This window comes from Arthrobacter sp. YAF34 (assembly GCF_052113245.1).
Taxonomy (GTDB): Bacteria; Actinomycetota; Actinomycetes; order Actinomycetales; family Micrococcaceae; genus Arthrobacter.
Genome location: NZ_JBFRCV010000010.1, coordinates 178,805 through 203,964, shown reverse-complemented (window position 1 = coordinate 203,964; position 25,160 = coordinate 178,805). Strand labels below are relative to the sequence as shown.

Genomic DNA, 25,160 nt, shown 5'->3' with positions numbered 1-25,160 from the left:
GGTTACGGCGGTCATAGCGTGGGGGAAACGCCCGGTCCCATCCCGAACCCGGAAGCTAAGACCCACAGCGCCGATGGTACTGCACCCGGGAGGGTGTGGGAGAGTAGGTCACCGCCGGAACATCATTAACGGTCGAGGACCCCCACCACAGGTGGGGGTCCTCCCGCATTTAAACCCCCACCCCAAACCGACCCTCCCGCACGTCCGGCACGCCCAACCACGACGCTCCCGCACGTCCTGCACCTCCCCGAGAAACGCTCCCGCACGTCCGGCACGCCCAACCACGATGCTCCCGCAGCACCGGCACCTCTCCGGGAAACGCTCCCGCACGTCCGGCACGCCCAACCACGACGCTCCCGCACGCCCGGCACGCCCAACCACGACGCTCCCGCACGTCCGGCAGGCCCAACCATGACGCTCCCGCACGTCCTGGGCATACCAGGGAGACGCTCACGCACATCCCGCCCCAGCCGGCGGGCCCCCCGGGGCAGCGGCTTGCCGGAGCCGGGCATACGTGAGGGAGGAACGCACCGAGCTGGCAGGACGTGCAGGAGCGTCGCAGCCACCACCGCAGGACGTGAGGGAGGATCGCACCCCGAGCCTGAAGGACGTGAGGGAGGATCGCGCGGGGGAGGGCGGTGCCAGCGGTGCGCTCCCCGGGCTTCTCGCTGGATGGAACCCCCCTCGGCTGCGGATGGAGCCCCCTCGGCTGCCGGTCAGCCCGAGCCGTTCGACCGAACCAAAAGTGAGGCACGACTCACCGCGGCCTGGCGAAGCGGAAAGGGCGCGGACGGAGGCCCGTCCGCTCTCGGCGCAATTTGACGGCGATCGGCGTCGATTCCGGCGATTTTCCCCAAAAAACGCCGAAAACACGCGGAATTTGCCACCTCTACGTCGCCAAGCTGGTAAGTTTTCGAACAGTGGCTTGTACGCATGCCGTGTGCAGGCTCCAGAAATCATGACCGTCCAGGAGGACTTAAATGGCTAAGAACCGTAGTGAACTTGTTGCAGAGGTAGCAGGCAAGGCCGGCACCAGCCAGGCAGCAGTCAACTCCGTGCTCGACGCACTGTTCGAGGTCTTCGAGACCTCTGTCGCCGCGGGCGAAAAGATCACCATCCCGGGCTGGCTCGCAGTCGAGCGCACCGACCGTGCAGCACGCACCGGCCGCAACCCGCAGACCGGCGAGACCATCCAGATTGCCGCTGGCCACAGCGTCAAGCTGACCGCTGGCTCCAAGCTGAAGGCTGCAGTCGCCAAGAAGAAGTAGTCTTCTTCGCATGCCTGAAAGGAGCGGCAACCCTCGGGTTGCCGCTCCTTTTGCGTGCCGCGGCCATTCCCGTGCCCTGACTAGCCTCGCGGCGGACCGCCTCGCGCCGCCCCGCATCGGGCTCCCCGCCTCGCGCCGCCCCGCTGAGGCCGATTCGCTGAGCCGGGCGGCGTAGCGGACAATGGAGTAGTGCCTTCCGCAGCAAATCCAACACCCACGACCGCAGCGCCCGCTCCCCCCGGAGAAGGGCGCGGCTCTGGCCAAGGCGCGGGCGGAATTACCGGGCCGTGGCTGATCGCCGGCCTGGCCGCGTTGTTCCTGGGACTGGCCGCGGCACTCATCTTCTCCGGCGCGGCGGCCGCCCGCGAAGTCTCGGATCCCGGGGCTCTCGTGCGCTGGGGGCTGCCCGTGAGCAAGGCGCTTCACAACGTAGCGGTGGCCACCGTGATCGGCGGCCTGATCTTCGCCGTCGGCATCCTCCCGCGTGACCGGAACAGCTCACGTTCCAAGGATCGGGACGCTCCGGAACATCCCGCCTTCACCCGGGCACTGGCCGTGGCCGCGGCGGCGGGCGCCGTCTGGACACTCTCCGCGATCTCCGTTCTGGTCCTGGGCTACGCGGACATTGCAGGGCAGGGCATTTCCGGAGACCCTGAATTTACCCGCTCCCTCGTGTACTTCATGACAGACATCGACACGGGGCGTGCCTGGCTCACCGTCGTTATCATCGCCGCCGTCGTAACCACTGCCCTCTTCGGCGTACGCTCCCGCGGCGGGCTGGCATTGACGCTGGTCCTGGCCCTGATCGGGCTGGCCCCTCTCGCCCTGATCGGACACTCGTCAAGCTCCAATGACCACGAGGGCGCCATCAACTCACTCGGGCTCCACCTGGCGGGCGTATCGGCCTGGGTGGGCGGAATCATTATGCTGGCCCTCCTCTCCGGCGTGCTGGGCGGCGCCGGGGCGGCCGGCCGCAAGGCGGGCACCTCCGCCGGGACCGCCGACATCACCGAGCCGACCCTCCGCCGCTTTTCATCCCTTGCGGGCTTTGCCTTCGTCCTGGTCTTTGCCTCCGGCGTGATCAATGCCAGTATCCGGCTCACCACCTGGGCCGACCTCTTCGACTCGGCCTACGGGCAACTGATCCTCGCCAAGACAGCGGCGGCCCTCGTGCTCGGCGGCATCGGGCTCATGCACCGTCGCTGGATCATCCCGCAGCTGGGCAACCGCGCCATGGGCCGGTCCGCCCGCCGCGTGCTGTGGCAGCTGGTGATCGTGGAGCTCATCATCATGGGAGCGACGTCCGGGATCGCCGTCGCCCTGGGACGCTCCGCTCCGCCGCAGCCCACCACGTTCGCGCCCGACGCGTCACCGGCCTTCATCCTTTCCGGCTATGAACTGCCGCCGGAACTGACGCCGCAACGATGGCTCACGGAGTGGCGGCTCGACTGGCTCTGGGTTGCCGTCGTCGCCTTTGCGCTGGTGTCCTACGCCCTCGGCGTGTGGAAAGTGCTGCGGCGGGGCGACTCATGGTCCTGGTTCCGGACCGTCAACTGGGTGATCGGCCTCGTGGTGCTCACCTACGTGACCTCAGGGCCGCCGTCGGTCTACGGCCGGGTAATGTTCTCGGCGCACATGGTGGACCATATGGCCCTGACCATGGTGGCCCCCATCTTCCTGGTCCTCGGCGCCCCGGTGACGCTCGCGCTCCGGGCGCTGACCCCGCGGCGCGACAGCTCCCGCGGGCCGCGTGAGTGGCTGCTGATCTTCATCCATTCCAAGTTCTCGCAGCTGGTGACCCACCCGCTCTTCGCGGCCGCCAACTTCGCCGGCTCGATCGTGCTGTTCTACTACTCGGACGCGTTCGGCTATGCCATGCGCGACCACGTGGGCCACGAACTCATGAACGTGCACTTCGCCCTCACCGGCTACATCTTTGTGCTCACCATGATCGGCACCGACCCCTTGCCGCGCCGGGCGCCGTACCCCATGCGGTTGCTGCTCCTGCTGGCCACCATGGGCTTCCACGCGTTCTTCGGTGTCTCCATCATGGGCGGCACCGGGCTCCTGGCCGCAGACTACTTCGGGAACCTCGGCCGGACATGGGGGGCGTCGGCCCTGCTTGACCAGCAGATGGGCGGGGCCGTGGCCTGGGGGATCGGCGAAGTGCCCACGCTGCTGGTGGCGATCGGCGTCGCCATCATGTGGTCCCGCTCCGACGACCGGGAGTCCAAACGGACCGACCGGGCGGCGGACCGGAATAACGACGCCGATCTCACTGCTTACAACGATATGTTTGCCAAGCTGGCCGAGCGCGATGCCAGGCTTAGCGAACGCAATTCCAAGCTGGAAGGACGCTGATGACCGAAACCGTACGCACCCACCTCCGGGTCCGGGCCTCCGAGCTGGTGGGCCGCAACTGGCTGAACACCGGCGGCAAATCCCTGGACCTCGAATCCCTGCGCGGCAAGATCGTCCTGCTGGACTTCTGGACGTTCTGCTGCATCAACTGCCTGCACGTCCTGGACGAGCTCCGCCCGCTCGAGCAGCAGTACTCCGACGTCCTTGTGACGGTGGGCGTGCATTCGCCCAAGTTTGAGCACGAGGCCGATCCCGTGGCGCTGGCGGCCGCCGTCGAACGCTACGAGATCCGTCACCCGGTCCTCGACGACCCGGAACTGGACACCTGGAAGGCCTACACAGCCCGGGCCTGGCCGACCCTGGTGGTCATCGATCCCGAGGGCTACATCGTGGCCCACCTCTCCGGCGAAGGCCACGCAGACGGACTCGCGGTGCTGATCCCCGAATTGATCGCCGAACATGAGGCCAAGGGCACCCTGCACCGCGGTTCCGGCCCCTATGTGGCGCCGGAGCCGACGTCGGGCACGCTCCGCTTCCCCGGCAAGGCCTTGTTCCTTCCCGCCGGCCGGGGCATTGGAACCGCCGGGGACGGCTCTTGGCTGGTCACCGACACCGGCCATCACCGGCTCGTGGAACTCTCCACCGACTTCCAGACTGTCCTGGGCACCTACGGCTCCGGTAAAAAGGGCCACGCGGACGGCAACGCCGCCGAGGCCCGGTTCAATGAACCGCAGGGCTTGGTGCTGCTTCCGGAAGACCTCGCCGCGGAGACGGGCTACGACGTCGTGATTGCGGACTCCGTGAACCACCGGCTCCGGGGGCTGTCCCTTGCGGACGGAACCGTCCGGACCCTGGCCGGCAACGGCGTGCAACGGCTCCTGGAAACGGGGCCGGCCCGCGTTGACGAGGAAGGCGCCGCCTACGGTGCCCGGCTGGAAGCGGATCCGCTTGCGGTGTCCCTGAGCTCGCCGTGGGATGTCGTATGGTCCACCAAACTCAACGCCGTGGTGGTGGCGATGGCCGGCGTGCACCAGATCTTCAGCTTCGAGCCGACTTCCGGCGCCGTGAAGATCATTGCCGGCAACGGCCTTGAAGGGCTCCTGGACGGCCCGGCCGCAGAAGCCTGGTTCGCGCAGTCCTCCGGCCTCGCCGAGGACGCCGAGGGGAACATCTGGGTGGCCGACTCCGAGACTTCCGCCCTGCGCAAACTGGTGATTGACGACGGCGGCAGCATCACCGTCGAATCTGCCGTGGGCAAGGGCTTGTTCGACTTCGGCTTCCGCGACGGACCTGTCGCAGAGGCGCGGCTGCAGCACCCGCTCGGCGTAACGGTGCTTCCCGACGGCTCGGTGGCGATCGCCGACACCTACAACGGCGCCGTCCGCCGCTACGACCCCGCTACGGGCACGGTTTCCACGCTGGCCCGCGGACTGTCCGAGCCCTCGGACGTCATTGTGGACCACACCCACGTCGCCGGATCCGAGCCGCTGCTGGTGGTGGTCGAGGCCAACAAGCACCAGCTGGTCTACGTGCCCATCCCCAAGGAAGCCCAGCAGGTGGATGAGGGCGCGGCCCAGACCCACCGGCCCAAGAGCGCCGTGGCGGCCGGGCTGCTTGACCTGGCCGTCCGCTTCACTGCGCCCACCGGGCAGAAGCTGGACGACCGCTGGGGTGATCCCACCCAGTTGAAGATCTCGTCCACGCCGCCCGAGCTGCTGGTTTCCGGCGGCGGGACCTCCGTGGGGCTCCTGCGCACCCTGGAGCTTTCTTCCGACGTTCCCGAAGGCGTACTGCACATCACCGCCCGCGCGGCGGCGTGTGACGGCCCCGAAGACGCCGACGGCGAGATCCCGGACCATGCGGCCTGCCACCTCTACCAGCAGGACTGGGGCATTCCCGTGCTCCTCCAGGCCGACGGCGACACCGAACTTGTCCTGGACCTGCGCGGAATGGACTGACCGCTGCACAGGTGATGCACAGGTGCTGACGCGCCGGTGCCGACCAAGAGGCTGCTGTCCGTGACCCGACGTCACTGACAGCAGCCTCTTGGCTTAATTCCGGCGCGGCCCGCCCCGCACCCTTTTACGGGCTTTGGACCTTGGAGCAAGCCGGGCCATGGCAGGTGTACCACCGGCGCGGGGACGCAGCCGACGGGGAAACGCGACACGTCGGACTACTGCTTGAGCCGCAACCGCACCGGCCCGGGATACCGCTCGAGTTGGTTCCCGCATGGCTCAAAAGTCTGCCGTACGTGACGGGAAGGGCCCCGGAGCCGGAGTCTACTGGGTCCTAGTAGTTGATTTGCGGAGTGAGCTTGACGGTGTCGCCGTTGATGTCCAGCCGGGTCGTGAAGCTGAAATCGTGCACGGCGTTGATATCCGTCACGGCGCCCGTGAAAAGATCCACCTGGCGCGCCTTGATCCGGGCCTTGCCGTCCAGCGGCGCCACCACCCAGCGGCCGCCAAACGGTTCGATCTTCACGGTGGGGTAGTCCGTGATGCTCCAATCGATGGTCCCGTCAATCACGCGATTGTTGGTGGCGTGGTAGAACGGGCAGTTGGGCTGCAGCTTCTGCTGCTTGTCGGCTTCATCGGCGCAGGAATCCAGGAACTCCTTGACCTTGCCGCTCACCGCCCCCTTCAGCGCGGCCGTGGCCTCGGTCAGAAGATTCAGCGACGCCGGGCGCGCGTCCCCGCCGGCCACCGTGGCCCGGGTGGGCGGCGCCGAGAAATACTGGCCGTTCAGTCCGGCCTCGTATTCGCCGGGGTAGAAGACGGCGAAGGAGTTTCGGCCGTTGGGCATATTCACCGGCACGCCGTTCAGGGTGGCCTCGTTGGAGTTGACCACCGTGACGTCCAGGACCGGCAGCGCAGAAGGGACAAAGGACCATTTGTGGAAGAACAGCCACTCGGTGCCGGAACGCTCCAGCAGGAACTCGGTCCGCATCCGGCTGCCGTCGATGGTGTACTCCATGGGCACCATGACCTGGTTTGCGCCGCGGTCTTCAGCATCCCCAAGCTTGACGTCGGAGATGCGTGCGGCCGCGGTTTGCAGGGCGGTTCCGTCCAGCACGGCGGCATTGCTTTGCGGCACCGAGGCGCGCAGCAGACCCAGCGCCTTTTCGCCTTCGCCTTTTTGCAGGGCGCTGAGATAGTCGCGGACGGGCTGCTGGGGGCCGGCGATGGAGTTGTTGACCAGGTTGATGGAAACGATCGCTGCGGCCACGGCAAGCATCAGTCCCAGCAGCCACCCTGCTGCGATTTTGACCAACGCCTGACTCATGTGCACGGTTCTTACGTTACCTGCACCCCACAGGAATCCCCGTCTCACGGTCCGCATCTGTGACGCGGACCATTGCCGCCCGCGCACCGGGGGCCGGGGCAAGGAGCGCTCCGTCCGCTGCCGCAGGTGCCCGCCCTAGGGGCGGCGGCGTTTCGAGGACGTGCCGAAAACTCCGCGGAGCAGCTCCTTGCCCAGTTGGGTTCCCAGCGACCGTGCCATGCTCGTGAGCCCGCCGCCCAAAGCCCCGCCCCACGCCTCGGCAAGGTCCCCGCCAGCCGGCTCGGGCCGCCGCGGCGCCTGCCGCGGCGTAGGCCGTTTCGGGGCGTCGCCGTAGTCGGGCGCCGGCTCGGGCGCCGGCGGCGCCGCGGCCGGCCGGCTGCTGGGACGGCCCAGGATCTCTTCCTCGATCCGCCGGGCTTCGGCGTCGATGGCCCGGGGATCAGCTCCGGCACCTGGAACCGGCGCGGCGGGGCCAGTGGGCGCCGCCGCCTGGCCGGCGAGTTTCTCGTACGCGGAGACGCCGTCGACGGCGGTGCCGTACTTGGGCAGCAGGGCCGAGCCGGCCACGGTGCCGGCGATCAGGGAATCGGTGCTGGGACCCATCAAGGACTCCGGGGCCCGGAGCCGGGTCAGCGCCACAGGGGTCGGCGCGCCCCTCTCATTCAGGACCGTGATGACGGCCTCGCCGATGCCGGCCGTGGTCAGGGTCTCCTCCAGGTCATAGTCGCTGGTGGGAAAGGTGGAGACGGTGGCCTTGAGGGCCTTGGCGTCCTCAGGCGTGTAGGCGCGGAGGGCGTGCTGTACCCGGTTTGCCAGCTGGCCAAGGACGTCGGCGGGGACGTCTTTGGGCGTCTGCGTGACGAAGAAGATGCCGACGCCCTTGGACCGGATGAGCCGGACGGTTGTGGTGATGGCGTCAAGGAAGGCCTTTGAGGCGCCGTTAAACAGCAGGTGGGCCTCATCCAGGAAGAACACGAGCTTGGGCTTGTCGAGGTCCCCGGCCTCCGGCAGATCTTCGAAAAGGTCCGCGAGCAGCCACATCAGGAACGTCGAGAACAGCATGGGCTTGGTCTGCAGTGTCGGCAGCTCCAGGCAGCTCACCACGCCCCTGCCGTCCGGAGCGGTGCGCATCAGCTCGGCGGTGTTGAACTCGGGCTCGCCGAAAAACTTCTCCATGCCCTGTGCTTCAAGCGTGATCAGTTCACGCAGGATCACCCCGGCCGTTGCCTTGGAGAGGCCGCCGAGTTCCGCGAGCTCGTCCTTGCCCTCGGCGGAGGTCAGGAACGTGATGACTGCGCGCAGGTCCTTGAGGTCGATGAGCTCGAGGTTGTTCTTGTCCGCGAAATGGAAGACCAGCTGCAGGCTGGATTCCTGGGTCTCGTTCAGGTCCATGACCCGGGAGAGCAGGATGGGGCCGAACGAGGTGATGGTGGCCCGGACCGGGATGCCCATGCCGTCGCCACCGAGGGCCAGGAATTCCACCGGGAAGGTTTTGCCGGACCATGCCTGGCCGATGCTCTCTGTGCGGGCCAGGAGTTTTTCGGTGCCCGTGGCGGCGGTGGCCAGGCCGGAGAGGTCGCCCTTGATGTCGGCCAGGAACACCGGCACGCCCGCGGTGGACAGCTGTTCCGCCATCATGTGCAGCGTGACGGTCTTGCCTGTGCCCGTTGCCCCGGCCACAAGGCCGTGCCGGTTCATCATGGCGAGCGGCAGCCGGACGGACGCTTCCCTGTGGAGTTCGCCGTCGACGATCGCCGCACCGAGTTCGATGGTCGGGCCCTCCAGGGTGTAGCCCTGGACGATCGTGGCGACTTTGTCTGCAGTGGATTTGATGGCCATGCGGTTAGCTTAGCCGGGTCCGGGGTTCCCGGACCCGGCTAAGAGCCGCCTATTCGGCGAGGGCCTTGAGGACCTCCTTGGCCACGTCCTCGCTGGACTGCGGGTTCTGTCCGGTGATGAGGTTTCCGTCCCGCACTACATGCGACGTCCAGGCCGCGCCGTTCTCCACCAGTGCGCCCTTCTCCTTCAGGACGTCCTCCACGAACCACGGCGTATTGGGTCCGGTGCCGCCGCCCAGTTCCTCCTCGTTGGTGAAGACGGTGAGGCGGCGTCCGGCGAAGGTGAACGCGCCGTCGTCGTCCGTGGCGCTCAGCAGACCGGCCGGGCCGTGGCAGAACGGTGCGATGATCTTGGCAGCCGCGTTGGCGCCGGAGAGGATCCGGCCGAGGTCGGCATCCTGGTAGAGATCGGCCATGGGCCCGTGGCCGCCCGGCATGACGACGGCGTCATAGTCGGCGACGTCGACGCTGCCCAGCACCAGCGGGGCGGACAGCTCGGCGTCGATCGACTCAAGGTAGGCCTTGAAGCTGTCCGCGCGATCCTGGCCGCCGGCGGACTCGGCCGCGAGGCTGACCTCGTCCACGGTGGGCTTCCGGCCTCCGGGGGTGGCGATGTGCACGGTGTGGCCCGCGCCGAGGAGGGTCTGGTGGGAGACGACGAGTTCCTCGGCCCAGTAGCCGGTGGGGTGTTCGCTGCCGTCGCGCATGGTGAGGGAATTTGCGGCCGAGACGACCATCAGGATGTTAGCCATGGTGTTGTTCCTGTTCTGCCGGCAGGGCCGGCGGGTGGTGGATGGGTTTAGCGTGCCGCTTGGAGTTCGGCGAAGGTGGCGTCATCAAGGACGACGCCGGCCGCGGCAAGGTTTTCTTCGAGATGCTCGATGGACCCGGTGCCGGGGATCGGCATCATGACGGGGGACCGCCGCAGCAGCCAGGCCAGTGCCACCTGGGATGTAGTGGCACCGAGCCGCCCGGCGGCCGCATCCAGCGGTCCGCCCGGACGGGAGAGCTCGCCGGCGGAGATCGGCGCCCACGGAATGAAGCCGATGCCGTTCTCCTCCGCGTACTCGAGGACGTCCTCGGAGCTGCGGTCCGTGAGGTTGTAGCGGTTTTGCACCGTGGAGACCGTGAAGTACTTCCCGGCTTCCTCCAGCTCCTCCACGCTGACCTGGGAGAGGCCGAGGGCCTTGACCTTGCCTTCCTTCTGCAGGTCGCGCAGCACGGCGAACTGCTCCTCGCGGTCCACTTTGGGATCGATCCGATGCAGCTGCAGCAGGTCAAGGGAATCGACCTTGAGCTTGCGGAGGCTCAGTTCCGTCTGCTGGCGCAGGTACTCGGGCCGGCCGACCGGAATCCAGGCGTTGGGGCCGGTGCGGGTGAACCCCACCTTCGTCGCAATCTTGACGCCGTCCCGGTAAGGGTGGAGCGCCTCGGCGATGATTTCCTCGCTGATGTTGGGGCCATAGGAGTCAGCGGTGTCAATGAAGTCGACACCAAGCTCCACGGCGCGGCGTACGACGGCGACCGCGGCGGCGCGGTCTGCCGGCTCGCCCCAGACGCCGTCGCCGACGATCCGCATGGCGCCAAACCCCAGCCGGTGGACGGTTGCCAAGTCCTTTAGGGCTATCGTGGCGGATGTTTCCGGGTGCTGTGCTTTGTCATGGCTCATAGGTTAGGGAACATCCTCAGCCTGCTGACTATTCCGCGGGATTCCCCATGAGGCCTTCCCGGTCCGCGCAGTGGGGCGTGCGCAGCGGCCGTGCGGGCGGAAAATATCTGTCCTGCCGAATTACGCCAACGATTAGTGTTTTTTGTTTTAGACTGTGCCATGCCCAACTCGCTCCCGCGCATCATGCTGGCCTTTTTCGTGACCCTCGGCCTTGTCCTCATGGGCGGAAGCCCGGCCTCGGCCGTCACCTCCCCGGGACCGGGGATCGACGTGTCCTGGCCGCAGTGCGGCAAGCCCCTGCCGAAGCAGCCTGTCTTCGCGGTTGTTGGCGTCAACAACGGCCTTGCCAACAACACCAATCCCTGCGTGGCGAGCCAGCTGGCCTGGGCGAAGACGGCGAAATCCCCCGCGGCGACGGCGCAACCGAGGATGGCGCTGTACGTCAACACGGCCAATCCTGCCCGTCAGGGGTCCTGGTGGCCCAAGTCGAACACGTACGGCGGCGTGACGGTCACCAACCCCTACGGCAACTGCGCCACGGGGTCGCTGAGGGCCTGCGCCTATATCTACGGGTGGGCGAAAGCGTCCGACGACGCCAAGAACCGCGGCGTCATTAATCCGCAGTACTACCTCTGGTGGCTGGATGTGGAAACGGAGAACACCTGGCAGACGGACAAAACCGCCAACGTCGCTGTCCTGGAGGGCATGACCACCTACTTCAAACGGATCGGCGCCCGGGTGGGCCTCTACTCCACCGGCTCCCAGTGGACGCAGATCGCCGGAACCGTGAAGTCGACCAGCCCCCTGGCAGGATTGCCGAGCTGGCTCGCCGGGGCGGGTTCGGCGTCCCGCGCCAAGGCAAACTGCTCCCTGGCCGGGCTCACCCCGCGCAGCCGGGTCTCGATGGCGCAGTACATCTCCGGCGGACTCGACTACAACTACTCCTGCAGCTGAGGCGCCGGCAGAAATATCGCGGGGGCCGCCGTCGTTGACCCCAGTGTGTCCGCGCCGGAAATCCGGCGCGGCCGCGGACCGCAGACCTCATCTCCGGCCCGAACACTGCTCCGCAACGAAAGGCCGGCTTCTCCCGTGACTGTTCCGCTTTCCATTCTTGACCTCGCAACCATCGGCCCGGGCCAGACGGCGGCCGATAGCTTCGCCGGAAGCGTGGCCATGGCCCGGCTCGCCGAGGACCGGGGCTACCGGCGGATCTGGTACGCCGAGCACCACAACATGTCCTCGATCGCCTCCTCGGCCACGAGTGTGCTGATCGCCCACGTCGCCGCGCACACGTCCAGCATCCGGCTCGGCGCCGGTGGAGTCATGCTGCCCAACCATTCGCCGCTGACCATCGCGGAACAGTTTGGCACGCTGGAAACCCTGCACCCGGGAAGGATCGACCTCGGGCTGGGCCGCGCACCGGGAAGTGACCAGAACACCATGCGTGCCCTGCGCCGCGATCCGATGTCCGCGGAGAGCTTCCCGCAGGACGTCCTGGAGCTTCAGGGCTACCTGACCGGCCCCACCCGAATCCAGGGCGTCGAGGCCACGCCTGGCAAGGGCACCAATGTGCCGCTGTACATCCTGGGTTCTTCCCTGTTCGGGGCCAGGCTGGCCGCCCAGCTGGGCCTGCCGTATGCGTTCGCCTCACACTTCGCGCCCAATGCGCTGCAGGACGCGGTGTCCGTCTACCGCCGGGAATTCCGGCCCTCCGCGCAGCTCGACGCCCCGCACGTGATCGCCGGGGTCAACGTCATTGCCGCCGATTCGGCAGCCGACGCCCAGGCGATGTTCCAGGCCACCAAGCGGGCCAGGGTCTCGCTGTTCTTCGGCAATGGCCGTGTGTTCAGCGACGACGAGGCGGACATGATCCTGGACTCGCCGCAGGGCCAGCACATGGCGCAGATGATGAAGTACTCTGCCGTCGGCACCCCCGACGCCGTCCTCGCGTACCTGGAGGAGTTCACCGAGCACGCCGACGCCGACGAGCTGATCGTGGCGCATCAAAGCACCGGCACCGAGGCCCGGCTCCGTTCCGTGGAGCTGCTGGCCGACGCCGCCCGGCTGGTGCGGGCGTAAGCGCCGGCCTATAGGTCCCGGCGCGCGCCCCCGGACGCTGCGACGGGGAAGACGTGCGGGGCGGTGTAGCCGGCCCGGGCGAACGTACGGGCAATGCCCGCACTCACCCGGGCGGCGTCGTCGTTCCGGACCAGCGCAAGGGCGGCGCCGCCGAAGCCCCCGCCAGTCATGCGTGCGCCGATGGCGCCCAATTCCTGGGCGCTGGACACGGCGAGGTCGAGCTCTGGGGTCGAGATCTCGAAATCATCGCGCATGGACAGATGCGATTCGTTGAGGAACGGTCCGATCGCGGCGGCGCCGGAGGTCCGCAGCGCGGCGACAGTGTCCAGTACCCGCTGGTTTTCCGTGATGATGTGGCGGACCCGGCGGTAGGTCTGCCCGTCCAACAGTGCTGCGGCGCGGGGGAGGTCGTCCGGGCCCAGCGCCCGAAGGCTGCCGACTCCCAGAAGGCGGGCGCCGTCTTCGCAGGAACGACGGCGGCTGGCGTAGCCGCCGTCGGCATGGGAGTGGCTGGTGCGGGTGTCGATCACGAGCAGCCCCACCCCGGCGCTGGCGAAGCCGAGGGCGACGCTCTCGGTCAACAGGCTCTGGCAGTCCAGCAGGATGCCGTGATCCGGCTCGCCCAGGAGCGAGGCCGACTGGTCCATGATGCCCGTGGGCGCGCCGACCACCCTGTTCTCCGCCAACTGGCCGATCCGGGCCAGTTCCTGCCGGTCCAGCCCGAGCTCCCAAAGATCGTTCAGGGCAAGGGCCACCGCGCATTCGACTGCGGCGGAGGACGATAGCCCGGCCCCGGCCGGCACGTCCGAGGTCAGGGCCAGGTCCATGCCGGCCAGCCGGGAAGCTGCGCCGTCGCCGGCCGCCGCCTGCGTCATCGCCCAGGCCACGCCAAGGGGGTACGCGGCCCAGCCGGTCAGGGAATCGGGATCGAGGCCGTCGAGGCTGGCCTCCACCACGCCGGGAAAGGAGATGCTCGCGACCCGCAGCAGACGGTCGGCCCTGGCACGGGCCGCTACCGTGGTGCGCTTGTCGATCGCGATGGGAAACGCGAAGCCGTCGTTGTAGTCCGTGTGCTCGCCGATCAGGTTGACCCGCCCGGGCGCCGACCACAGGCCCTCGGGCGCGCCGCCGAACAGGCTGGCGAAGTATTCACTTCCCGGTTGACGAACATCGTTCATCGCTGGGTGTCCTTTTCGATGGCGCCGCGGAGCCGTGCGGCGGCTTTTTCCGGCGGGATGTCCGCGATGAACGCACCCATGGCGGCCTCCGAACCCGCCAAGTACTTGAGCTTGTCTTCCTCCCGGCGGGGTGAGGTCAGCTGCAGCATGAGCCGGATGTCCTCTCGGTGGGCGTGGACCGGCGCCTGGTGCCACGCCGAAATATAGGGGGTCGGGGTGTCATAGAGGGCGTCCACGCCGCGCAGGAGCCGCCGGTAGAGATGGGAGAACTCATCGCGCTCTTCGTCGGTCGTGGCGGCGAGGTCCGGGACGTGCCGGTGCGGGAGAACATGCACTTCCAGCGGCCAGCGCGCGGCAAAGGGGACAAACGCCGTCCAGTGCTCGCCCTGGAGCAGCACCCGCTCGGACTTCTGCTCGAAGCTGAGGATGTCCTCGAACAGCGGGCCGCCGTAGTTTTCGATCGTGCGGATCAGTTGGGCCGTGCGGGGCGTGATGTACGGGTACGCGTAGATCTGCCCGTGCGGGTGGTGCAGCGTCACCCCGATCGCCTCGCCGCGGTTCTCGAACGGGAAAACCTGTTCGACGCCGGGCAGCGCCGACAACGCTGCCGTCCGGTCCGCCCACGCCTCCACCACCGTGCGCATCCGGGACAAGGACAGTTCCGCGAGCGAGCCGGTGTGCTCGGGGGAGAAGCACACCACTTCGCACCGGCCCACGGACTGCCTGCTACGCCCCAGGCCCACCCGGACGAGGTCGTCCAGCCCCGCAGGGGCGGCGGCCCCGGTGAGATCGGGTCCGAAGGACGGGGACTTGTTTTCGAAGACGGCGACGTCGTACAGGCTCGGAATTTCGGAGGGGTTGTCCGGCGATGCCGGGGCCAGCGGGTCCAGGTGCGAGGGCGGCAGGACCACCCGGTTCTGCCGGGCAGCCGCGATCGAAATCCACTCGCCGGTCAGGACATCCTGGCGCATGGTGGCCGTGGCCGGCCGGACCGTCGGCTCGCGAAGATCCTCCCCCCGGTCGGGCGCCAGGACGGTATCGGCGTCATCGAAGTAGATGAGGTCCCGGCCGTCGGAGAGCTTGTGGGACCGTTTCGTAATCTGGCCCATGTCAGGAGCTCCTCACGGGGCGGCCACTGTTGGCGGCGGGATTGGCGGCGGGATTGGCGGCGGGGTTGGCGCCGACGCGGCGGGCGGCCAGAAGCAGCCCGTGTTCCGGGTTCAGGACAGGCATCGGGAGCCCGGATTCCGCCAGGAAGCGGCCGGTCGCCTCGACGCCGCCGGCAAGCCACGCCGGGGGCACCGCCTGCAGGAACGCCCGGCCGTCGTCGCTTGCCGGGTAGACCGCTTCCACCCGGTACACGGCGTCGGGCAGCAGCCCGGGGAGGCCGATCCGGCCGGGGACTTCGGCAAACGAGGTCGCCATGGACACCAGCGCGAACAGGGCCTCGCCGCCGTCGTGGGATACAACCCCGTGCAGCCGGAGCGACGGATCGGGCTCATCGGCCCGGACCATGCGCCCGCTGTGCAGCAGCGGCCGGTGCTCCTTGAACAGGGCGATCGCCCCGGCAAGCTCTGTGCGCTCGGAATCGGCGAGGTTCCGGACATCCCATTCGAGGCCGAAGTGGCCAAACATCGCCGTGATGGCCCGGAAGGAGAGGTCGTGCGTTCGCGCGGTGGTGTGGCTCGTGGTGGGCCCGATGTGTGATCCGACGAGCTCCGGCGGAACCACCATGCCGGTCCACCTCTGAATGCTCTGCCGTTCCAGGGCATCGTTGCAGTCTGAGGCCCAGATCCGGTCTGTGTGTTCCAGGATCCCCAGATCCACGCGGGCACCGCCCGAGGAGCAGCTCTCGATCTCGACGCCGGGGTGTGCTTTGCGGAGCTCATCGAGGAGCCGGTAAACGGCCCGCGTCTGGGCATGCACGGACGGGCGGCCGGCGTGGCCCATTTCGGTCAGGTCCCGGTTCTGGTCCCATTTGAGGTAGGCGATGTTGTTCTCGCGGAGCAGGGCATCGAGCCGGTCGAAGATGTACTGCCACGCCTCCGGATTGGCCAGGTCCAGGACCTGCTGGTGACGCCATTGCTCGGGCAGCCGGCCGGCAGGACCGCCGGCGGACTGGTTCCCCCCGGCGCTCCGGGGTGCCGCCCCGGCGATCCAGTCCGGGTGGGCACGCGCCAGGTCCGAATCTTCGTTGATCATCTCGGGTTCGACCCAGAGCCCGAATTCCATGCCGCGGCCGGTGACCGCGTCGATCAGCGGAGCCAGGCCGCCGGGCCACAGGTCGTCGTCGACGTACCAGTCGCCGAGGCCCGCGTGGTCGTTGCGACGGCCGCGGAACCAGCCGTCGTCGAGGACGTAGCGTTCCACGCCCAGCCCTGCGGCGGCTTCGGCGAGCTCGAGCAGCACCGGCAACCGGTGGTCGAAATACACCGCTTCCCAGACGTTGAGCACCACGGGACGGGCTTTACCGGTCCGCGCGCCGGGGTGGTGCGGGCGTCCGCGGAACCAGGCATAGAAGGCATCGCTGATGCCGTCCAGCCCGGCGGCCGAGTACGCCGCGAACAGCCACGGGGTCTCGTAGCTGGCGTTCGCGGCGAGCGTGATCTCGCCGCCCCCAAGCAGTTCGGAAGCGCCGAAGACGGTCCGGCCGTCCGCGGCGGCGTCAACGAAGCTCTCGTGATTGCCGCTCCAGCCCAGATGCACGGCCCACACTTGCCCGTGGCGGTTGCCGAATCCGGGGCTGCCGGCGGCGAGCAGGAGTGAGGCGTCATGACCGGTCCGGCCGTGCCGGCCCGAGCGGACCCACGTGCCCTGGCGCAGCGGCATGCGCTGGGGGTGGGACTCCCGGCACCAGCGGCCGGTCAGGTCCAGGATTTCTGTCGCGGCACGGCCCACCGGCAGCACGGCCGCGAGCTCATCGAGGCTATAGGGGCTGCCGCCGTCGTTGTCGAGCCGGTGCCGGAGCTGGAGCAGGCCGCCGTCGTTGATCCTGATCTCCGTGCGGACGCTGACACCGGCCTCGGGATCGGCCTGGGTGATGACAGCCGAGCAGTCGTCACCGTCCGTACGCTGCACACTCACAACGCGCAGACGGGCCGAGAACGCCTGGCCGTTCCGGTGTCCGCGCAGGCCGGGCCGCCCGCGCCAGCCGGAGGACGCCTGCGGGACCAGGCCCAGCGTGACCGGGACGTCGAGGGCCGAGTGCGGCACGGCGTCGGCCAGCAGCGAAAGGTCCGGCAGCGCGGGGCCGAGGTCGGCGCCGAAGTGCAGCATCGCGGCCTCGCCCGTGCTGAAATCGATGAGCAGCGACGTTCCGCAGCGGCGCAGGTACAACGGCTCCACAGCTGCCGCGCCCAGCGGGGAGCGGGTCTCGGCGGCAAGGGTGAGGTCCGGGTTGTTCACGGTGGCTCCAGACGTAGTGGGTTGGGTGGGCGCGGGGCGTGCCGGTCAGCCTGCGGCTGCTGACGGGCTTTCCGCGGTGATCGCCGCGCTGGTGCGCCGGGCCTCGCCGGTGCGGGCCAGGCGGAGCCGCCCGACGCGCTCGCCGAGGATGCGCCGGGCCTCGCTGCCGAGGAGGTCGTCGCTGATGAGTTCGTCGGCGTCTTCCAGGCTGGCGATGGTGCTGATGCCGAGGGTGCCCCACTTCGTGTGGTCGGCCAGCACCACCACCCGCCGGGCCGCGGTGACGAAAGCCCGGTTGGTCTCCGCTTCCAGCACGTTGGGAGTGGTGAACCCGGCATCGGCGTCGACGCCGTGGACGCCGAGGAACAAGACGTCCAGGTGCAACTGTTTGAGCGAGGACGTGGCCAGCGGCCCCACGAGAGCATCGGAGGGGGTGCGCTCGCCGCCGGTCAGGATCACGGTGGACGGGGAGGCGCTCTGGTAGAAGACGTCGGCGATCCGCACGGAGTTGGTAACCACCGTGATCCGCGGACCGGCGGACAGCAGCTGCGCCAGCGCCCACGTGGTGGTGCCTGCGCTGAGTCCCACCGCCATCCCCTCGCGCACCTGGGCGGCCGCCTCGTGCGCAATTGCCAGCTTCTCGTCCTTGAGCTGGGTCACCTTCAGCTCGAAGCCTGGCTCGTGGGTGCCGGCTCCGCCGGGCAGCTTGGCCCCGCCGTGGATCTTCTCCACGGCGCCCGCCGCGTCGAGCGCCTCGATGTCCCGGCGCACGGTCATCAGCGAGACGCCGAGCATCTTGGCGAGGTCCGCGACGCGGACGATCCGCTCACGCTGGACCTCCGCGAGGATGGCGGAATGGCGGGCTGCGGCTAGCATGTGGAGTCCTTACAGGCTTGAGTGGTTTGGAAGGCTTGACGGGTTGGATTGTCTTGATTGGCTGGCGGACGTGCCGACCAGTTGAGCGGCGCGGGAACGGACGACGGCGACACCGCCCGCCGGGAGGCCGAGCCCGCCGTCGAGCTCGGTGCCGGTGAGCAGGTCCACGCCTTCCAGCGGCAGCCGGACTTCACTGGCCCCGTGGTTGATGCAGAACGTCCAGTCCGTCCCGTCCTTGCTGCGCCGGGCAACCTCCACGTCGGCCGGCAGATCCGGAACGAGCGGCTGTACCCCGGCATCGGCGCAGACGACGGCGAGCAGCTCGCCCAGGCCCTCCGGGGCGAGCGTGGTGGCGACATAGTAGGAACGGCCGCTTCCGGCGCGGTTGCGCGTCACGGCGGGAGAACCGGCAGCCGGCCCCTCACCCACGGCCGCGAGGACCTCGGCAGTGGTGGCCCGCCCCAGTTCGTTCCAGCACGTGCCCGCACCGAAGCCGCTGAGCTGCACGCATTCCCCGGCGCGCAACGGAAAGAACTCTTCCATCTTCACGCCCAGCAGCGCGCTGAACGCGCCGGGGTAACTGCCAAGCCTGATGTGGTCATTTTCGTCCACGATACCGGAGAAATACGTCACCACGAGGTGGCCGCCGGCACGCACGTACGCGTCCAGGTTCGAGGCCCCGGCATCGCTCACGAGGTACTGCATCGGCGCCACGACGAGCCGGTAGCCGGCGAGGTCATCGGTGCTCTGGCGGAAGTCCATGGGGATCCCGGCGCGGTAAAAGGCATCATGCCAGCGCCGGGTTTCCGCGATGTTCGAGGCATCCACGCTCGGGTGTGAGTCCAGTTCCGAGGCCCAACGGGCATCCGTGTCGTGGAGGATGGCCACGTCCACCCGGCCGGAGGCCCCCGTGACCACTGAGCCGCTGACTTCGGCGAGGCTGCGCAGCGCCTGGCCGAGCTGGACCACGTCGCGCCAGACCTTGGTGTCCGTACCGGCATGTGGCAGCAGCCCGGAGTGGAACTTCTCGGCGCCGGCGCGGGACGCCCGCCACTGGAAGAACAACGCGCCGTCGGCGCCGCGGGCCACGTGCTGCAGGGAGTTGCGCAGCATCTCGCCGGGGGCTTTGGCGATGTTGCGGGGCTGCCAGTTGACGGCCGAGGTGGAATGTTCCATGAGCAGCCACGGCTTGCCCTTGGCCCAGCCGCGGGTGAGGTCCGCGGTGGCCGCGAGTTCCTGGAAATTCCGTGGATCCTCGGCTATGAGGTAGTGGTCGTTGGAGACTACATCCATCTCCTCGGACCAGCGCCAGTAGTCCACCGGCTGGTGCAGGCCCATGCTGAAGCCCATGAAGTTGGTAGTGACGGGATGCCCCGAGTGCGAGCGGATGATCGCGGCCTCGGCCTTGTAGCATTCGAGCAGCTCATCGGAGGAGTAACGGGCGAAGTCCAGCTGCTGGGTCGGGTTGACCCAGGTCCCGGAGGTCCGCGGCGGCAGGATTTCGTCCCAGGCCGAGTAGCGCTGGGACCAGAAGGCGGTTCCCCACGCGGCGTTGAGGGCCTCAAGGTTGCCGTACCGGTGTTCCAGCCAGCGCCGGAAACCGGCGGCGGCGCCGTCGGAGAAGTCCGGCTGGTTGTGGCAGCCGTACTCGTTATGGACGTGCCACATCACGACGGCGGGATGGTCCTTGTACCGGGCGGCGATCTGCTCGGTTAGCGCGGCGGCGGCCCGTCGGTAGTCGGGGCTTGAGGCGGCGAAAGCCTGCCGGGACCCGTAACTGTGCCGCACGCCGTCGGCCGTTACCGGCAGGGACTCGGGGTACTTGTGGCTGAACCAGGGCGGCGGGGAGGCCGTGGCGTTCGCCAGGTCCACCCGGATGCCGTTCGCGTGCAGCAGGTCCAGGACCCGGTCCAGCCAGCCGAACTCGTAGACGCCCTCGGACGGCTCAAGCAGGGACCAGCTGAAGATGCCTACGCTGACCAGGTTGACGCCGGCCTCACGCATCAGCCGGACGTCCTCGTCCCAGGTCTCCTCGGGCCACTGCTCCGGGTTGTAGTCTCCGCCGAATGCCAGCATCGGGGAGCCCTCGGAGCCGAGGCGGGCGGTGATGTAGTCCATGGAGTTGTTGATGTGGTCGGCGTTGAAGCCCATGTTTATCCTTTGCTGGAGCCGAGGGTCAGGCCCGCCACGAAGTGGCGCTGCAGGAGCAGGTAGATGATCAGGGCGGGGATGGCCGTGATCATGGCGCCGGCGGCGATCAGGTTGTAGTTGGAGAGGAACTGGCCCTGGAGGTTGTTGATCGCTGTGGTGACTGGAAGGCGGTCGCCAGTTTGGATGAAGAGCAGGGGCCAGAAGAAGTCGTTGTAAATGAAGATCACTTCGAGCGTGCCCATGGCGGCCAGGGCCGGGCGGCACAGCGGCAGGATGATGTCCCAGTACTGGCGCCAGACGCCGGCCCCGTCGACCAGCGCCGCCTCGGTCAGTTCGGGGGACAAGGCCTTCATGTAGTTCGAGAGGACGAACGTCACGAAGCCGATCTGGAAGGCGGTGTCCACGGCGATCACGCTGATATAGGTGTTGAGCAGGTTCCCGGAGTCGCTGAACGCATACGGCAGTTCGAAATGCTTGAACATCTCAAAGAGCGGCGCCGCGAGCACCTGCGGGGGCAGCAGGTTTCCGGCAGTGAACATGATCAGCAGGGTGATGTTGAACTTCCAGCTCACCCGGCTCACGGCGAACGCCATCATGGAGGCGAAGAAAAGAATCAGGAACACCGACGGGACCGTGATGAGTACGGAGTTCCAGAACAGCTTGGCGAAGCCGCCCTGCGTCCAGGCCTGAGTGAAGTTGTCGAAGTTGAAGGCCCCGCCGGTGCTGAAGTAGCCGTACTTGTCCGTGTCCGCCTTGGGCCGCAGGGCCGTGAAAATGGCCCAGCCCAGGGGTACCAGCCAGATCGCCGCCATGACGATGAGGAAAACATGGGTGCCGTAGTGCCGCTTGCCCTGCTTGTTGTTGGCCGGCCGGCCGGGCCGGGGGACAGTCTTGCCCGGGCCGGAGCCGCGTTGCCTGGCGTCCGCCGGCGGGCCGGCCGCGGCGGCATCGGTAGGATGGGCGATGCTCATGCCTCTTTGTCCTTTCCGAACGCGCGGGACAGGTAGAACGTGATGGGGATCAGCGAGATGACGAGCAGGATCACGGCCAGGGCCGAGCCGATGCCGATCACCTGCCCTTCGCCCACCAGGTTCTGGATGACCAGGGCGCTGATGAGTTCCAGGCCGTTGGTGCCGCGGTTGATCACATAGACGATGTCGAACGCCCGGAGGGATTCGATGACGGTGATGACGATGATGATGACGTTGACCGGACGCATGGCCGGGAAGATCACCCGGAAGAAGGTCTGGACCGCATTGGCGCCGTCAATCTGGGCCGCCTCGCGCAGGGTCGGATCCACTCCCTTGAGACCGGCCAAGTACAGGATCATGACGTAGCCGGCGTGCCGCCAGGTGGCGGCGAAAAGGGCAGCCCAGATGTTGACGCTGGAATCCCCGAACCAGTCGACTGCCTGGGGCGTACCCGCCGTGCCGAGGATGAAGTTCAAGAGGCCGCTGTCACGGTTGTAGAACAGCTGCCAGATAATCCCGATCAGGGCCAGGGACAGCATCACCGGGGCGAAGAAGATGCTCTGGTAGATCCGCGTGCCGCGGATATTCTGGTCCAGGAGCACAGCCAACAGCACCCCCAGCGGGGTGGCGACAAGGGCCAGGAACGCCAGCCACAGCACGTTGTGCTGCATGGCCGGCCAAAACGGCGGGTAATCCTGGGCGACAAACTGGTAGTTCTCGACGCCGGCGGGTTTGATGTCGGTCAGCTCCAGCCCGTTCCAGCGGGTGAAGGACAGTCCGACCGACATGAGCGTGGGGATCCAGACCAAGACGAGCTGGATCAGTGTGGGGACGCCCACCATCATGCCGAGCACCACTTTGTCGCGGCCGGACAGCCGCCGAACCCGCCGAGCGGGGGCGGCGACTGCTTCGCGCCCCCGCGCCGACGGATTGGTAGAGACACTCATGGGGATTCCTTGCCTAGAGAAAATGCTTGAGAAAATGCTGGGGAAACTGCGTGCGGAACACGCGTGCAGACAAGCCGCTACTGTGCGGCGTAGAGGGACTTGGCCTGGGCCTCCAGGTTTTTCACATCGATGTTGCCGTCCTTGATGAACGACTGCAGGGCCGGGATCATCACGTTGTTGGCCATGGCGGGCAGTGCATCGCGGTCAAAGAACTGGCTGATGTTCTTGGCACCGCTGATGGCCTCCGCCAGTTTCTTGTTGAGCGGCGTGAACTTGGACGTATCCGCACCCTTGGCGGTAGCGATGTTGGACGAGTCGACCGAGGCGTACACATCCTGGCCCTCCGGGGTGCCGACGTAGGCCAGGAAGTCCCGGGCGGCTTGGTTCTGGCCGCCCTTCTTGGAGAGCAGGAGGCCGTCAATGGGCGCCTCGATGGCGTCCCGGCCTTCCACGGCGATCTCCGGGAACGGGAAGAAATCGATGTCGTCGGCGATTGCCTTATCCGTGTACTGCTGGGTCAGGAAGGAACCGAGCAGGTACATGCCCGACCTCTTGTCCGCGAGGGACTTCGCGGAATCCTGCCAGGTCATGCCGAGGGCGTTCGGGTTCTGGAACGGCAACAGGGCCTTCCAAGTGTCGAAGACATCGCTGACCTTCTTCTGGTCCCAGCTTTCCCTGTGCGCCGTGAGATCCATGTGGAACTGGTAGCCGTTCAGCCGCATGTTCAGGTAGTCAAAGGTGCCCATGGCCGGCCAGCCATCCTTGTCCGCAAACTCAATCGGAATCAGGCCGTCTGCCTTCATCTTGGCGGCGAGGGTCTTTAGCTCATCGAACGTCGTGGGGACGGTGTAGCCCTTAGCGGCCCAAAGGCTCTTCCGGTAGAAGAAGCCCCACGGGTAGTTGTAGTTCGGGATCAGATACATCTTGCCGTCGGCGCCCGTCGAGGCCTTTTTCAGCGCGTCGGAGTAGTTTCCGCCGACCTTTTCCCAGACATCGTCGATCGGGGCGAGCAGTCCCTTGCCGGCGTAGTACTGCATGCGGTAGCCGGCGAACCACGTGAACGAATCGTCTGGGCTGCCCTGGAGATAGGTGTTGATCTTGTTCTGGAAGTCGTTGTGCGCCACCACGTTGGTGGTGATCGCAATGCCGGACTTCTTCTGGAAAGCGTCCGTCACCGCCTTGTACGCGGCCTTGGGGACCTCGTCGGAGGATCCGGAGCCGAACGTCGCCGTCGTGGCGCCGCTGCTGGCAGGTGCGCTGCCTCCCGTGCAGGCTGAAAGCAGGGGAATGCCAGCCATCGCGACTGCTCCGGCGCCGAAGGTCTTCAGTAGCGTTCTCCGGTCCCACCCGCCTCGGCTGGAAGCGCGGAGCGGTGCGTCTTCATGCATTGTCATAATTTCTCCTTTGAAATATCACGGCCGGAGTGAGGCAGCTCACATAATTAGACATCATAATCGCACAATAAGGAACGTCAAGTAGCAAAAAAGAACATTACGGCTCGGTTGGCTGGCGCTGTGAGTGGAGTCCGGCGGCCGGATCCCTGCCGCATCCCGCCGGGTCCCTCCGTTGACTTAGGGCCGGCGCGCTCATAGCGTTAAGCCCCTCGGGGCGCCGACGCGGTCCGCCGGCAGGCGGTGGCGCCCGGATCAGCGCATACATGGCGAAAACCCGGGTGCACCCATGAAGATCAAGTCCACAGCCGCCGCCACGGTGATCGTTCTGCTGTTCCTGGCCGGCCTGTTGGGCGGCTGTTCCGCGCCGGCGACGGCCGCCGCCACCGCCTACTACGTGAGCGCGGACGGCAGGGACACCAACAGCGGCACGTCGCCCCAGTCGGCTTGGCAGACCCTCGACAGGGTCAATGCCGCTGCGCTGCGGGCCGGGGACTCGGTCAGCCTTCGCCGCGGAGACGTCTTCTCCGGCGGCCTGATGGTCAGCCGGAGCGGCACCAGCCGGCTGAGGATTACCCTGAACTCCTACGGAAGCGGCCCGCTGCCCGTGGTCACGGCGGGGCTCGAGGGCACTTGCGTCAGGCTGGACGGGGACTTCATTACCGTGGACGGCCTGCAGGCGGAGTCTTGCGGCTATGCGGGTTTCGCGGTCTATGGCGACCACAGTTCCGTGCGGAATTCCGCCGCGAGAAAGAACGCCGCAGGCATCAGGGTCAGTGACGGCTCCGACTTCGGCAGCTATACCAACAACACCCTCGCTGACAACAACATCATGAACGTCACTACGCCGGGATCGCACTGCGGCACCGCGGCAGCCGTGCAGTGCAGTGACGATTCGGGCGCCTTCGGATTCCTCATCAACGGCAGCGACAACGAGTTCGCCGGCAACACCGTCACCGGCTCCACCGCTTTGTCCTACGACTTCGGCCACGATGGCAGTGCGTTTGAGATTTTCAATGGCAACCGGAACAGGATCCACCACAACGTCGCGGTCGACAACAACGTTTTCTCTGAAGTGGGGCGCGGGGGCGGCGGCACTGCCGATGGCAACACGTATAGCTACAACCTCATCCGGTCCACGTGCGGCCCCGGTTGCACCCAGGCCATGGGGCTGATTGCGCGCGGCGGCACGTCCTCCTCCTTCGGCCCGACCAACGGCATCACGTTCGAGCACAACACCGTGTGGCTGAACGGCCCGGACTCCCAGGCGGTGGTCTGCCACTCCTCATGCCCTGCTTCCACCGTCATTAGGGCAAACATCCTCGTGGCGGTCCGCAACTCGCTGTGGATGGACGGTGCCGGCTGGACCGAGGAGCAGAATGTCCTGAACGGACCCACCAATATCGTCCCCGACCCGACGTCCACCACGGATCCTGCCGGCTTTGTCAATGCGCCCGCCGATCTCCACCTCGCCGGCACCAGCCCGGCAATCGACCGCGCGGGGCCGAGCCTGTTCCCCACGGATCTGGACGGCCGGCCAGCCAGCCAAAACGGCGACTGCCAGGGCGGCGACGCACCCGACGCGGGAACCTACGAGTACAAGCCGACCGGCTGCTGACCGGCTGGCCGGCCAGCCGGCCGCCGGGGACCCCGGCTGACGCCATGCGGCAGGACGGGTCTTGACAATACGGAACTGAACCGGTTTAGTAATACCCATCACTTAACCGGTTCAGTGCAGCCAGCT

Annotated in this window: 18 protein-coding genes and 1 rRNA gene; 7 read left to right on the top strand and 12 right to left on the bottom strand. The window is 67.4% G+C overall.

Going from position 1 to position 25,160, the window contains the following annotated elements; translation table 11 throughout:
* The first annotated feature begins 3 nt into the window (after positions 1-3).
* From rrf to AB4Y72_RS14045, 4 genes are all read left to right on the top strand, one after another.
* Positions 4-120: ribosomal RNA gene (gene rrf, locus AB4Y72_RS14060) — 5S ribosomal RNA — on the top strand.
* A gap of 860 nt (positions 121-980) precedes the next feature.
* A complete protein-coding gene (locus tag AB4Y72_RS14055; RefSeq protein WP_011776355.1) occupies positions 981-1,268 on the top strand; it encodes an HU family DNA-binding protein in 288 nt (95 codons plus the stop codon).
* A gap of 189 nt (positions 1,269-1,457) precedes the next feature.
* Entirely contained in the window at positions 1,458-3,629 is a 2,172-nt protein-coding gene (locus tag AB4Y72_RS14050; RefSeq protein ID WP_441426771.1) for a cytochrome c oxidase assembly protein, read from the top strand.
* The gene (locus AB4Y72_RS14045; protein WP_441426770.1) at positions 3,629-5,587 is read left to right on the top strand and encodes an NHL domain-containing thioredoxin family protein; all 1,959 of its coding nucleotides are present in this window, start codon (positions 3,629-3,631) and stop codon (positions 5,585-5,587) included. Before AB4Y72_RS14050 ends, AB4Y72_RS14045 begins: the two co-directional genes overlap by 1 nt.
* Before the next feature lie 331 nt (positions 5,588-5,918).
* On the opposite strand, the gene AB4Y72_RS14040 is transcribed toward AB4Y72_RS14045, so the two are convergent.
* The 4 genes from AB4Y72_RS14040 to AB4Y72_RS14025 all read right to left on the bottom strand — a co-directional run bounded on the left by AB4Y72_RS14040 (position 5,919) and on the right by AB4Y72_RS14025 (position 10,418).
* Complete coding sequence (locus AB4Y72_RS14040; RefSeq protein ID WP_441426769.1) at positions 5,919-6,911, bottom strand: hypothetical protein; 993 nt, start codon at positions 6,909-6,911, stop codon at positions 5,919-5,921.
* Between the two features lie 135 nt (positions 6,912-7,046).
* A complete protein-coding gene (locus AB4Y72_RS14035) occupies positions 7,047-8,750 on the bottom strand; it encodes a helicase HerA-like domain-containing protein (protein WP_441426768.1) in 1,704 nt (567 codons plus the stop codon).
* A gap of 49 nt (positions 8,751-8,799) precedes the next feature.
* Entirely contained in the window at positions 8,800-9,501 is a 702-nt protein-coding gene (locus AB4Y72_RS14030) for a type 1 glutamine amidotransferase domain-containing protein (protein ID WP_441426767.1), read from the bottom strand.
* A gap of 47 nt (positions 9,502-9,548) precedes the next feature.
* Entirely contained in the window at positions 9,549-10,418 is an 870-nt protein-coding gene (locus AB4Y72_RS14025; RefSeq protein WP_441426766.1) for an aldo/keto reductase, read from the bottom strand.
* Positions 10,419-10,577: 159 nt separating this feature from the next.
* Between AB4Y72_RS14025 and AB4Y72_RS14020 the strand changes: the two genes are divergently transcribed.
* A complete protein-coding gene (locus AB4Y72_RS14020) occupies positions 10,578-11,372 on the top strand; it encodes a hypothetical protein (protein WP_441426765.1) in 795 nt (264 codons plus the stop codon).
* A 135-nt stretch (positions 11,373-11,507) separates the two neighbouring features.
* Positions 11,508-12,497 carry an LLM class flavin-dependent oxidoreductase gene (locus AB4Y72_RS14015; protein ID WP_441426764.1) on the top strand — a complete coding sequence of 330 codons (990 nt, stop codon included), beginning with the start codon at positions 11,508-11,510 and terminating at the stop codon, positions 12,495-12,497.
* Between the two features lie 8 nt (positions 12,498-12,505).
* Here the strand turns inward: AB4Y72_RS14015 and galK are convergent, their stop codons facing one another.
* The 8 genes from galK to AB4Y72_RS13975 form a co-directional block, all read right to left on the bottom strand.
* Positions 12,506-13,675: a galactokinase gene (gene galK / locus AB4Y72_RS14010; RefSeq protein ID WP_441426763.1), complete on the bottom strand. Its 1,170-nt coding sequence runs from the start codon at positions 13,673-13,675 to the stop codon at positions 12,506-12,508.
* Entirely contained in the window at positions 13,672-14,784 is a 1,113-nt protein-coding gene (gene galT, locus AB4Y72_RS14005; RefSeq protein ID WP_441426762.1) for a galactose-1-phosphate uridylyltransferase, read from the bottom strand. The genes galK and galT overlap by 4 nt, the downstream gene beginning before the upstream one ends.
* Before the next feature lies 1 nt (position 14,785).
* On the bottom strand, positions 14,786-17,020 hold the full coding sequence (locus AB4Y72_RS14000) for an alpha-galactosidase (protein WP_441426775.1): 2,235 nt from the start codon (positions 17,018-17,020) through the stop codon (positions 14,786-14,788).
* Positions 17,021-17,125: 105 nt separating this feature from the next.
* Positions 17,126-17,956: a DeoR/GlpR family DNA-binding transcription regulator gene (locus tag AB4Y72_RS13995; RefSeq protein ID WP_441426761.1), complete on the bottom strand. Its 831-nt coding sequence runs from the start codon at positions 17,954-17,956 to the stop codon at positions 17,126-17,128.
* Between the two features lie 9 nt (positions 17,957-17,965).
* Complete coding sequence (locus AB4Y72_RS13990) at positions 17,966-20,107, bottom strand: beta-galactosidase (protein ID WP_441426760.1); 2,142 nt, start codon at positions 20,105-20,107, stop codon at positions 17,966-17,968.
* A gap of 2 nt (positions 20,108-20,109) precedes the next feature.
* Positions 20,110-21,078 (bottom strand): carbohydrate ABC transporter permease, encoded by a 969-nt coding sequence (locus tag AB4Y72_RS13985; protein ID WP_441426759.1) that lies wholly within the window; start codon positions 21,076-21,078, stop codon positions 20,110-20,112.
* A complete protein-coding gene (locus AB4Y72_RS13980; protein WP_441426758.1) occupies positions 21,075-22,025 on the bottom strand; it encodes a carbohydrate ABC transporter permease in 951 nt (316 codons plus the stop codon). The genes AB4Y72_RS13985 and AB4Y72_RS13980 overlap by 4 nt, the downstream gene beginning before the upstream one ends.
* 77 nt (positions 22,026-22,102) lie before the next feature.
* Positions 22,103-23,419 carry an ABC transporter substrate-binding protein gene (locus AB4Y72_RS13975; RefSeq protein ID WP_441426757.1) on the bottom strand — a complete coding sequence of 439 codons (1,317 nt, stop codon included), beginning with the start codon at positions 23,417-23,419 and terminating at the stop codon, positions 22,103-22,105.
* Between the two features lie 286 nt (positions 23,420-23,705).
* Between AB4Y72_RS13975 and AB4Y72_RS13970 the strand changes: the two genes are divergently transcribed.
* Positions 23,706-25,034 carry a hypothetical protein gene (locus AB4Y72_RS13970; protein WP_441426756.1) on the top strand — a complete coding sequence of 443 codons (1,329 nt, stop codon included), beginning with the start codon at positions 23,706-23,708 and terminating at the stop codon, positions 25,032-25,034.
* The last annotated feature ends 126 nt before the right edge of the window (positions 25,035-25,160 follow it).